Raw genomic sequence first — 10,347 nt, forward strand, 5'->3', positions numbered from 1 at the left:
AACAATCCGGCGCTTCGTTGATTATTGGGTTATCCGTGAATTCCTTTACGGCGCAATAGTGCTGTAGAAGTCTAGCGACAGACCGGCTGCAAGACGCGCCGAGTCGTTGAATGGCGGCTTCAAACCCCCTTTGAAATGCTCTGCGATCAAGGATTTCCACCGATTCTGGGGGATCGCTCCGGTTGCCTGGCACAAGGCGGTGAAGTGTTTTGTCCCGAACCGCACATGCCGGATCTCGTCGTCAAGTATGCGACTCAGGATTTTCGCGCCATGTGCGTCACCTTGCGATTGGACGCGCTTCAGGGTCGCCGGGGTGACGTCCAGACCGCGCGCTTCGAGCACCATCGGCACCACCGCCAGCCGGGCCAAGACGTCATGGCTGGTGCGCGCCGCCGCTTCCCACAGCCCGCCATGCGCGGGCAGCGCACCGTAATGACTGCCCAAGCTGCGGAGTTTGCGGTCGAGCAGAACGAAATGCATCGCTTCGTCCGCGGCTACCGAGAGAAAGTCCGAGGTAAATTCCCGCGGCATTCCGCCGCCGAACCGGCCCACCATATCCAGCGCCAGATCGATTGCCACGAACTCGATATGCGCCAGCGCGTGCCACAGGGCGATTCGCCCATGGTCCGATCCGCCCCCGCGGCGGGGCATCATCGATGGCGGGAGCAGTGCGGGCCTGTCAGGCCATGACGGCTGGTCCGGCATGGCGACATCGAAGCCGAACTCCAGTTGCCCCCGCCGCCATGCACGCACGGCCCTGCGGGTCGCCTTGACCTTTTCGCGCGGGTCTGCCGTCAACAAAGCGGCGCGAACCGCGGAGGCAACACTCGTAGGGTTCATTCCCCGCTCAAAGCGCCTTGGCAGCTGCCAGCACTTCTTCCGCGTGGCCCTTGACCTTCACCTTGTGCCAGACCTGCGCAGCCTTACCCGCAGGATCGACCATCACTGTCGTGCGGACCATCCCAATGTAGGTCTTTCCGTACATCTGCTTTTCTGCCCAGATGCCCAGCGCATCGGACAGCCCGCCCGTCTCCGCATCGCTCGCCAGCGGTACGGTCAACCCGTGTTTGGCGATGAAATTGAGGTGCTTCTTCGGCGAATCCTTGCTGATGCCGAGGATCGCGGTGTTCGCCGCTGCGAATTGGTCCTTCAGCGCGGAAAAATCCTTCGCTTCGCTGGTGCAGCCCGGCGTGTTGTCCTTGGGATAGAAGAACAGCACCACATTCTGCCCCGCGAAGTCGGATATCCGCACCGAGCCTCCGTCGGGGGTTTCCAGCGCAATGTCGGGAATGGCTTCGCCGGGCTCGATTGTCGTTCCGGCCATTGTATCGCCCATCAGTCAGTCTCCAGATCGGTTTCGAGAATCGCTTTCCAGCTTCGTGCGACGCTTTGCCGCGCCCGGCTGAAGTCATGCAACAGGCTTGTGCCGCTGCTGCATCCGCAGGCCTGCGCCAGCACGGCGAAGGCTGCGGGGGCCGGGAGCTGCAGATCGGGGGCGAGCAGCCGCGCCGCGACCAGCATCCGGATCATCAGGTCGTGCGCGGGTCCGAGTTCTTCGGGCAGAAATCCTTCGGCCACTAGCGCGGAAATCGCCGTCCCCAGGTCGGGATGGAACGCGGTCCTCTCGCGCAATTGCAGATAGTGGACGAGGAATTCCAGATCGACCAGCGCGCCGCGCAGCAGTTTGGCGTCGAGCTGCCCCTTGGGGGATTTGTGCGCCGCCATTTCGCTGCGCATATCCAGCAGGCTGAGCCGCAGCTGCGCCGGATCCCGCGGCGTGTGGAGCACGTCCGAAACCAGCGCTTCGAGTTCCTGGCGTGCGGCGGGCGATCCGCACAGCACCCGCGCGCGGGTGAGCGCCATGTGTTCCCAGGTCCACGCACTTTCTCGCTGGTAGCGGGCGAAGCTGTCGAAACTCACCGCCAACGGCCCCTGAGCGCCCTGCGGCCGCAGGCGGGTGTCCACTTCATACAGCGCGCCTTCGGCGGTCGGCACGCTCAGCGCCGCGCTGACCCTGGTGGCGAGCCGGTTGAAATAAAGGGTTGTCCCAAGCGGCCGGCAATTGGCCCTATCGCCGCACTCCGATTCGCCTTCATGCGTGCCGCTGAACAGGTAGATGATGTCGAGATCGGAGGCGTGGGTCATCACTCCCCCGCCCAGCCGGCCCAGCCCGAGCACCACCAGCTCGCTGTTCGCCACGGTCCCGTGCGCCTGCGCGAAGGCGGTGCTTGCCGCCTCCACCGCAACTTCGATCGCCGCTTCCGCCACGCGCGACAGCGCCGCGCCGATGGCCAGCGGATCATGTGCAGCGGCGATCAACTGGACCCCCAATGCGAACCGCTTTTCCCCGGTGACGATGCGGATGCGGTCCAATTGCTGTTCGTAATCGGCAAATTGGGCCTCCGACGGCCTCATCGCCCGGGCCAGCTCCGCAACGTTGCCCGGCAGGTCCAGCGCGCTGCGGTCGATCAGTGTGTCGAGCAATTCCGGACGCCGCCCGAGTTTGCCCGCCAGCGGCGGCGCGAGAGTCAGGATCTTGACCAGCTGGTCGAACAAAGCGGGCCGCGCTTCAAGCAGGCGGAACAGATTGATCGCACTGGAAGCCCCCGACAGCAGCGCTTCCCAGCGCAGGATCGCGCCGTCCGGGTCCGGCGCCTGACCCAGCGCCTCGATCAGGTCGGGCAGGATTGCCTCGAAGGCCGCGCAGGCAGCCGGGCTGCGCAGGGTACGGAACCGGCCGTCGGTCCAGCCGCGAATGCGCTCCAACAGCGCCTCCGGATCTGCGAAATCGAACCGGGCAATCAAATCTGGCAGTCCGCCGGAGGAGGTCTGCGAACCGGGTACCGATCGGTTTTCGGCATCGATCAGCCGATCGAAGCGCGTGCCCACCGCCTCGGTCAGTTCGCGCACTTCAGCGACCAGCGCCGCGCCGTCCGCAAACCCTTCCAGCCGCGCGACATTGTCGAGCGCGGTGCCGGACGGCAGCGCATGGGTCTGCTGGTCGTCCACCATCTGCAACCGGTGTTCGAGCGTACGCAGCCGGTCATAAGCCGCCCCGAGGACCGCGGCATCTTCGGCCGAGATATGCCCCGCCGCCGCCAGCGCATCCAGCGCCGGACGGGTACTTCGCTGGCGCAGCGAGGGATCGCGCCCGCCGTGGATCAGCTGGTGTGTCTGAGCGAAGAATTCGACCTCGCGGATGCCGCCCCGCCCGTGCTTCAGATTGAAGCCCGGTCCGGGAATTTTCGGGCCGCGGTAATTGTCCCTGATCCGCGCGGTCAGGCGGCCGATCTCCTCGATGGCCCCAAAATCGAGGCTGCGGCGCCACACGAACGGCCGGATCGCTGCCAGGAACCCGCGGCCTGCCTCGACATCGCCGCTGCAGGCGCGCGCGCGGATATAGGCGGCGCGTTCCCATGTCAGCGCGGAGGATTCGTAATGCGTCAGCGCAGCGTCCAGCGAAATCGCCAGCGGACTGACTTCCGAGGCGGGGCGCAGGCGCAAATCGACCCGGAAGACATAACCCTCCGCGGTGTTCTCCGACAATATCTGCACAATATCGCGGGCATAACGCTGCGCCGCTTCGCCCGGTTCGTCCCGCTCGCGGCGCGGCAAAGTGTCGGGATCGAACAGCAGGATGGGATCGATGTCGGAACTGTAATTGAGTTCCTGCGCGCCGTGCTTGCCCAGAGCCAGGGCTATCATTCCGGTCGGCTTTGCCGCCAGGTGGGCGTCCGGCACCCGCCGCGCGATAGCGGCACGGATCGCGGCGTCCAGCGCCCGGTCCGCAAGGTCCGACAATTCCTGCATCACCCGGCCGACCGGGAAAGCTCCCGCCAGATCGCCGATTGCCAGCGCCGCTGCATAGGCCAGCCGTTCGCGCCGCAGCGCCGTGCGGACATCGGCAATATCCGCGCCCGCTACCCGCGCATGGGCGAGCGCCTCCTCCGCGCGGCCGGCCTCGAGCATTTCGGCAAGTTCGGGCATTCGTTCCAGCGCGCGCGCCAGAAACGGCGCCTGCGCGCGGGCCCGGCTCAGGGCGCTGTCCCAATCGGCTGTCATCCCGGCTGTCTGCCCGTCCTTCATGGCCGGTGCAAGGATGCTGGATCCGGATGCCCCTTGCCGTTGCCCGCCAGCTTTGCAACAAAGGCAATCTGGCTATCTGCAAACGGGGAAAATACCCCGAAAGGGACCGAACGATGCTGCATACATTGACCAAAACTGCGCTGGCGCTGGCGTTGGTGTCGGCGCTGGCGGGGTGCAACACTGTCAGCAGCACAGAACCTGAAATCGCCGAGGTCGCCGCGGGCGATATTTCGATCGAGACGATGAAGGATGTGACCCGCACTCTGTCCTCGGACGAATTCGAAGGGCGGATGCCCGGCACCAGGGGCGAGGAACTGACCGTCGCACTGCTGATCGAGAAATTCGCCGACGCCGGGCTGCAGCCGGGCAACAAGGGATCATGGGTACAGGAAGTGCCGCTGGTGGAGATTACCGGCAAGGAATTCGCTTCGCTTACCGTGTCGGGCAACGGCACCGAAATGTCCTTCGCGCCGTCAAAGGACTGGGTTGGCGTGACCTACCGCGAGGACGCCGAAACCACGCTGGAGGACAGCGAGCTGGTGTTCGTCGGCTACGGCATCAACGCCCCGGAGAAGGGCTGGAACGATTATGCCGGGATCGACATGACCGGCAAGACCGCGGTCATCCTGGTCAACGATCCGGATTACGAAACAGAAGGGCTGGAAGGCGATTTCAATGGCCGCGCCATGACCTATTACGGGCGCTGGACCTACAAATACGAAGAAGCCGCCAAGCAGGGCGCGGCCGGCGCAATCATCGTGCATGACGAGTTTCCCGCCGCCTATGGCTGGAACGTGGTGGAGAGCAGCTGGACCGGGCCGCAGGCCTATCCCCGGCGCGGCGAGAATGCCCCCGCGCTCACCGCCATGAACGGCTGGGTGCAGAAGCCGGTGGCCGAGAAAATCCTGGCGGCGGCGGGCAAGGACCTCGGCGAATTGTCCAACGCGGCGAAGCAGAAGGGCTTCACCGCGGTTCCGCTCGGCCTCGAGGTTTCGACGAGTTTCAAGAACGACATTCGCCGGTTTTCTTCCAAGAACGTGATCGGGCAATTGCCGGGCGCCGAGCGGCCGGACGAATATGTCCTCTACACCGCACATTGGGATCATCTCGGTCACTGCACGCCGGACGAAACCGGCGATGACATCTGCAACGGGGCAATCGACAACGCCACCGGTACCGCCGCGCTGGTCGCACTGGCGGAAGCCCAGGCAAAGGCGGGCCCGGCGGAACGGTCGCTGGTGTTCCTGGCGGTGACGGCGGAGGAATCGGGGCTGCTCGGTTCCGACTATTACGCCGCCAATCCGGTTTTTCCGCTCAGCCAGACGGTCGGCGGGGTCAATATGGACGCGTTGTCGATGGCCGGACCGGCGAAGGACATCGTGGTGATCGGCCCGGGCAAATCGCAGCTCGACGCCTTCCTTGAAAAGGCCCTGACCGACGAAGGCCGCGTTGCCGTGCCGGAAACCACTCCGGAAAAGGGCTATTACTACCGGTCCGACCATTTCGGCTTCGCCAAGCGCGGACTGCCGATGCTGTATGTGAAGGGCGGCGGCGATCTGGTGAACGGCGGACCGGCGGCAGGCGCCGCCTATGAAGACGCCTACCGCGCCAACGCCTATCACGGGCCAAACGACGAATTCGACGAAAACTGGGACTGGACCGGCGTGGAGCAGGATCTGCAGGTCTATTACCGGCTCGGCCGGATGCTGGCGATGACGGATGCATGGCCGAACTGGGTGGAAGGCGACGAATTCCGCGCCATTCGTGACGAAAGCTGCGAACCGGAAGGTGGTTGTTGAGCCAAGCACTGCAGCCATGACCTACCGAATGCCGCCCGAATGGGCGCCGCAGGATTTGCTGTGGATCGGCTTTCCCCACGAGGCGGAAGAATGGCCGGGTTATCTGGCGCGGGCGCAGCAACAGATCGCCGGTTTCGCCAACGCGGTCGCGGACAGCGGGCAGGAAGTACGTCTGCTGGTGCGGGATGCAGCGAACGAAGCGCGGGCGCGGGAACTCGTCAGCGCAGCAGTGACGCTGGAGCGGCGCATTTACGGCGACATCTGGCTGCGCGATACTGGGCCGTTGGTGGTTGCGGACGGCGGCGCGCGCAAGGCGAAGCGCTTCGGCTTCAACGGCTGGGGCGGCAAATACCGGATGCCAGGGGACCAGACCATCGGGGCGCAGCTGGCGGCAGATGCGGGCCTGCCGCTGGAAAGCTCCGACTGGATTCTGGAAGGCGGCGCGGTGGACGGCGACGGCACCGGACTGGCGGTGACAACCGAGCAATGCCTGCTCAACCCCAACCGCAATCCCGGCCTGACCCGCGAGGATATCGAGCAGCGCCTGGCCCGCGATCTCGGCTTCGAGCGGGTGCTGTGGCTGGGCGAAGGACTGATCAATGACCATACCGACGGCCATGTCGATAACCTTGCGCGCTTCGTGGCGCCCGGCGTGCTGATCCTGCCGCGAGCCACCGGGGCGGACGATCCCAACGCCGCAATCTACGCCGATGCCAAGTCGCGGGCGCAGACCTTTGGGGTGACCGTCAAGGAAATCCCTTCACCGGGCAGGATTGAGCGGGACGGACGGATCGAACCGGCAAGCTACGCCAATTTCGCGGTCACCACTCATCTGGTGGTGGTCCCGACCTTCGGCTCACCGCATGATACGGACGGCGTCGCGGCAATCGCGGACCTGTTCCCCGACCGCGCCACCATCGGCCTGCCCGCCGACGCGGTGCTGGCCGGCGGCGGAGGCTTCCACTGCGCGAGCCAGCAGCTGCCGGTGGGAGTGTGGTAGCGCCGATCCTCCGAAATCTTACTAGACTTGTTTATCCTGAGGGGTGTCATTCCGCACTTCCCGCGCGTTTGCTCGGCGCGTTCGAAGCTTGATCGGCGGCGGCACGTAAAGTGGATCGTGCACGAAGGGCAACGCCGCCCCTTCGCGTAAACAGTCAAGCACAGCCGAAAAATCGGTCTGGCAACGAAAGCCGAGGTCCCGCTCGATAGCGCCGGGGTCATAGACCCGGCCGATATGCGGCGGCAACGACCATCCGCGCGCTGCATAAAGTGATGCAGCCTCCGGGAAAAGTTCTGCAATTACCGACTGTGCATCTGCCTTGAGCGCCGCGACCGTCTCGCGCGTGAACGGGGGCGGCGCGGAAACGATATACAGGCCGAATCCGATCTGCGGTGCCTTTTCAAGGGCAACGATATGCGCCCGCGCACAGTCCTCTACTGTCAGGCGGCGGTGGAGAAACTCGTTGGCCTTAAGATTGTCGCCGGACAGCTGCTCATGCATGTCTTTCCCCGGAAAGAAGCGCGCTGTGCGAAGAATTACTACCGGCAAGGCGTGGTCAGCATGGGTGAGGCGGCAAAGCTCCTCGGCTGCCCGCTTCGTTACGCCATATATATTACGCGGCACGAGAGGACCGCTTGTTTCGTCAAGCCACACAGCCGAGTCATGGACATCGTCGCGGATCGCCTGGGTGATCATCAGCGAGGTTGTCGAGGTGAATACAAAGCTTGAAATTTCATGCGCCACAGCCGCCTCGAGGAGATTGAGCGTGCCGGTGATATTGGCATCGACAAAGGCCTGCCGCGGAAAGCGGACCATGTCGGGCTGGTGCAATGCTCCGGCATGGATGATGCCGCCGAAATCATGCTCGGCAAAGAGGCGGTCCACCAATGCGCGATCAGCAACGCTTCCGACGAAATCGGTGGCGGCTCCCGGAACAATATCGAGTCCAAAGGGCTCATGTCCGGCTTTACGCAGCATCGGAGCAAGAAACCGTCCAAGCCATCCTGAAGATCCGGTGAGAAGGACGCGCATGGCCAGTCTGGTAGCACCGCAATGATTTCAAAGACAAGGTGTCCGGGAGCGAGCCAGCGGCCAATGACCGGCTCACCCCGCCTCGGCGGACAAAGCCTCCCCGATTGCATGGCTCGCGCGCAAACCGATACAACCCGCGCTGGCCGTCGGTGGAGCCGAATGCCCGCTTTAACGCTTCGTTAGCGGTTATGGCCGACAAGTGATCCCATGGCACAGGCACTTGCATTTGCGCGCAGCGTGGAGGTCTCCTCGGTGGAGACGCTTCGCAAGGTGATCGTGACCGGCTGCGCCGCCGCGCTGATCATGGCCGGGCCGTTTTTTCCTGCGCTGAGCTTTCTGAACTAGACCAGCTTCGCCAGCGCGCCGACTGCGGCCGCGCCCAGCACCAATCCTGCAAAACTTCGCCATAGCGCAGCGCTGACCTTGCCGAAGGCGAGGCCGCCCAGCGCGTTGCCGATCAGGATCGCGGGGAACAGGATCGCGGCCAGCACCGCGTCTTTCATCTCCATCAACCCCAGCGCCAGCGCGGCCAGCGATCCTGCGATCGAGGTTGCCAGAAAGATCGCCATCATCGATGCGCGGGCGGTTTGCGGGGCGATCGCGCGGCGCAGGTAATAGGGGATCACCGGCGGCCCGGGCATCCCGGCAAATCCCGTCAGCACCCCTGCAGCCACCCCCGTACCGCCGGTTTCCAGGGCGTGCGGGCGGAAAGTCTCCGCGCGTTTGGGCAGCAGCACGATCACGAAAGCAGCGATTGCCACCATCGCAATCAGGAACCGCGCCAGCGCCGGATCAGTGACCGACAAGGCCCATAGCCCCAGCGGTGTGGCCAGCATCGCCAGCGCCGCAATCGGTTTCGCCGAAGCCTCGCTATGCCCAATCACCTTGCGCAGGCCCACGAGCCCGATCAGCAGTGCGAGAAGATTGCTGGTCACCACCGCCGATTGCGGCGAAATGACCAGCCCGAGGATCGGCACCAGCAGGATTGCCATGCCGAAGCCCGACAACCCGCGCACGAAGGCAGAACCGAGCGCTGCTGCCACCACCAGCGCGATCTGTTCCGGGGAAAGCCCCGCGATCAAGCGGTTCGCAAATCCGGCGCGGTTGCTTCGGCCTTCAGCATTGCAATGGCCTCGTCCAGCGGGAGGAATTTCTGCTGTTGTTCACCCAGCGTGCGGATTGCCACGGTGCCTTCCTCCGCCTCGCGGTTGCCGACTACCAGCAGATGCGGAACCTTCTTCACCGAATGGTCGCGCACCTTGTAATTGATCTTCTCGTTGCGCGTGTCGAGTTCGGCGCGGAGGCCCGCTGCCTGCAATCGGGCGAGCACGGTCAGCGCGTAATCGTCGGTGTCGGAGACGATCGTGGCGACCACCGCCTGCACCGGGGCGAGCCACAGCGGCAATTTGCCGGCATAGTTCTCGATCAGAATGCCGATGAAGCGTTCGTAGGAACCGAAGATCGCGCGGTGCAGCATCACCGGACGGTGTTTCTCGCCATCTTCGCCGATATAATGCGCGTCCAGCCGTTCGGGCAACACACGGTCGGACTGGATCGTGCCGACCTGCCACGTCCGGCCGATCGCGTCGGTCAGATGCCATTCCAATTTGGGCGCATAGAACGCGCCTTCGCCGGGCAGTTCCTCCCAGCCGAATTCCTCCGTCGCCATGCCCGCTTCGATCACCGCATTGCGCAGTTCGCCCTCCGCCTTGTCCCAATCGGCGTCGCTGCCGAAACGTTCATCGGGGCGCGTGGCCAGCTTGACCGCGAATTTTTCAAAGCCGAGATCCTTGTAAACCCGGCTGGCGAGCTGACAGAACTGGCGCACTTCGGCGATCACCTGTTCTTCGGTGCAGAAGATATGCGCATCGTCCTGCGTGAACTGGCGCACCCGCATCAATCCGTGCAGCGCGCCATGCGGTTCGTTGCGGTGGCAACAGCCATTTTCATAGAGGCGCAGTGGCAGGTCGCGGTACGACTTCATGCCTTGGCGGAAGATCAGGACATGCGCCGGGCAATTCATCGGCTTGAGCGCCATCCACTCGGCGTCATCCGAGATGATCGGGCCGTCATCCTCGACATTCGGCACCTCGTCGGGGATCACGAACATATTCTCGCGATATTTGCCCCAATGGCCCGATTGTTCCCACTGGCGCGCGTCCATCACCTGCGGCGTCTTGACTTCGCGGTAGCCCGCGCCATCGATTGCACGGCGCATATAGGCCTCGAGCTCGCGCCAGATCATATAGCCCTTGGGGTGCCAGAACACCGATCCATGCGCTTCGGCCTGAAGGTGGAAGAGGTCCATCTCCTGCCCCAGCTTGCGGTGGTCGCGCTTCGCGGCCTCCTCCAGCCGGACGAGATGTTCGCCGAGCTGCTTTTTGTTGAGCCAGCCGGTGCCGTAAATGCGGCTGAGCTGGGCGTTCTTCT

9 protein-coding genes are annotated in these 10,347 nt (G+C 64.2%); 3 read left to right on the plus strand and 6 right to left on the minus strand.

What is annotated here, in order from left to right:
* Positions 1-45: 45 nt before the first annotated feature.
* The 3 genes from U0988_RS13585 to U0988_RS13595 are packed head-to-tail and all read right to left on the minus strand — an operon-like array spanning position 46 to position 4,062.
* Complete coding sequence (locus U0988_RS13585) at positions 46-840, minus strand: ferritin-like domain-containing protein (protein WP_322293162.1); 795 nt, start codon at positions 838-840, stop codon at positions 46-48.
* 7 nt (positions 841-847) lie between these two features.
* Positions 848-1,336 (minus strand): peroxiredoxin, encoded by a 489-nt coding sequence (locus U0988_RS13590; RefSeq protein ID WP_322293163.1) that lies wholly within the window; start codon positions 1,334-1,336, stop codon positions 848-850.
* Positions 1,336-4,062, minus strand: coding sequence for a bifunctional [glutamine synthetase] adenylyltransferase/[glutamine synthetase]-adenylyl-L-tyrosine phosphorylase (locus U0988_RS13595; RefSeq protein ID WP_322293164.1), 2,727 nt, complete (start codon positions 4,060-4,062; stop codon positions 1,336-1,338). The genes U0988_RS13590 and U0988_RS13595 overlap by 1 nt, the downstream gene beginning before the upstream one ends.
* Positions 4,063-4,199: 137 nt before the next feature.
* On the opposite strand from U0988_RS13595, the gene U0988_RS13600 reads away from it, so the two are divergent.
* Both U0988_RS13600 and U0988_RS13605 read left to right on the plus strand, forming a co-directional pair.
* Positions 4,200-5,885, plus strand: a complete 1,686-nt coding sequence (locus tag U0988_RS13600) for a M28 family metallopeptidase (protein ID WP_322293165.1) — start codon at positions 4,200-4,202, stop codon at positions 5,883-5,885.
* Between the two features lie 16 nt (positions 5,886-5,901).
* A complete protein-coding gene (locus tag U0988_RS13605) occupies positions 5,902-6,885 on the plus strand; it encodes an agmatine deiminase family protein (protein ID WP_322293166.1) in 984 nt (327 codons plus the stop codon).
* A 21-nt stretch (positions 6,886-6,906) separates the two neighbouring features.
* On the opposite strand, the gene U0988_RS13610 is transcribed toward U0988_RS13605, so the two are convergent.
* Entirely contained in the window at positions 6,907-7,917 is a 1,011-nt protein-coding gene (locus U0988_RS13610) for an NAD(P)-dependent oxidoreductase (protein WP_322293167.1), read from the minus strand.
* A 207-nt stretch (positions 7,918-8,124) separates the two neighbouring features.
* Here U0988_RS13610 and U0988_RS13615 point away from each other — a divergent pair, with 207 nt between their 5' ends.
* The gene (locus U0988_RS13615; protein WP_322293168.1) at positions 8,125-8,262 is read left to right on the plus strand and encodes a hypothetical protein; all 138 of its coding nucleotides are present in this window, start codon (positions 8,125-8,127) and stop codon (positions 8,260-8,262) included.
* Here U0988_RS13615 and U0988_RS13620 read toward each other — a convergent pair.
* A complete protein-coding gene (locus U0988_RS13620) occupies positions 8,259-8,999 on the minus strand; it encodes a sulfite exporter TauE/SafE family protein (RefSeq protein ID WP_322293169.1) in 741 nt (246 codons plus the stop codon). The genes U0988_RS13615 and U0988_RS13620 overlap by 4 nt on opposite strands.
* On the minus strand, positions 8,996-10,347 hold a 1,352-nt coding region (gene thrS / locus U0988_RS13625; protein ID WP_322293170.1), incomplete at its 5' end, for a threonine--tRNA ligase. The genes U0988_RS13620 and thrS, both read right to left, overlap by 4 nt.

This window comes from Allopontixanthobacter sp. (assembly GCF_034376665.1).
Lineage (GTDB): Bacteria > Pseudomonadota > Alphaproteobacteria > Sphingomonadales > Sphingomonadaceae > Allopontixanthobacter.

What these genes read in the sequence shown, in the direction of transcription:
- U0988_RS13610 (WP_322293167.1), bottom strand. Translation starts at nt 7,917, where the DNA reads ATGCGCGTCCTTCTCACCGGATCTTCAGGATGGCTTGGACGGTTTCTT.
- U0988_RS13595 (WP_322293164.1), bottom strand. Translation starts at nt 4,062, where the DNA reads ATGACAGCCGATTGGGACAGCGCCCTGAGCCGGGCCCGCGCGCAGGCG.
- U0988_RS13605 (WP_322293166.1), top strand. Translation starts at nt 5,902, where the DNA reads ATGACCTACCGAATGCCGCCCGAATGGGCGCCGCAGGATTTGCTGTGG.
- U0988_RS13600 (WP_322293165.1), top strand. Translation starts at nt 4,200, where the DNA reads ATGCTGCATACATTGACCAAAACTGCGCTGGCGCTGGCGTTGGTGTCG.
- U0988_RS13585 (WP_322293162.1), bottom strand. Translation starts at nt 840, where the DNA reads ATGAACCCTACGAGTGTTGCCTCCGCGGTTCGCGCCGCTTTGTTGACG.
- U0988_RS13590 (WP_322293163.1), bottom strand. Translation starts at nt 1,336, where the DNA reads ATGGGCGATACAATGGCCGGAACGACAATCGAGCCCGGCGAAGCCATT.
- U0988_RS13615 (WP_322293168.1), top strand. Translation starts at nt 8,125, where the DNA reads ATGGCACAGGCACTTGCATTTGCGCGCAGCGTGGAGGTCTCCTCGGTG.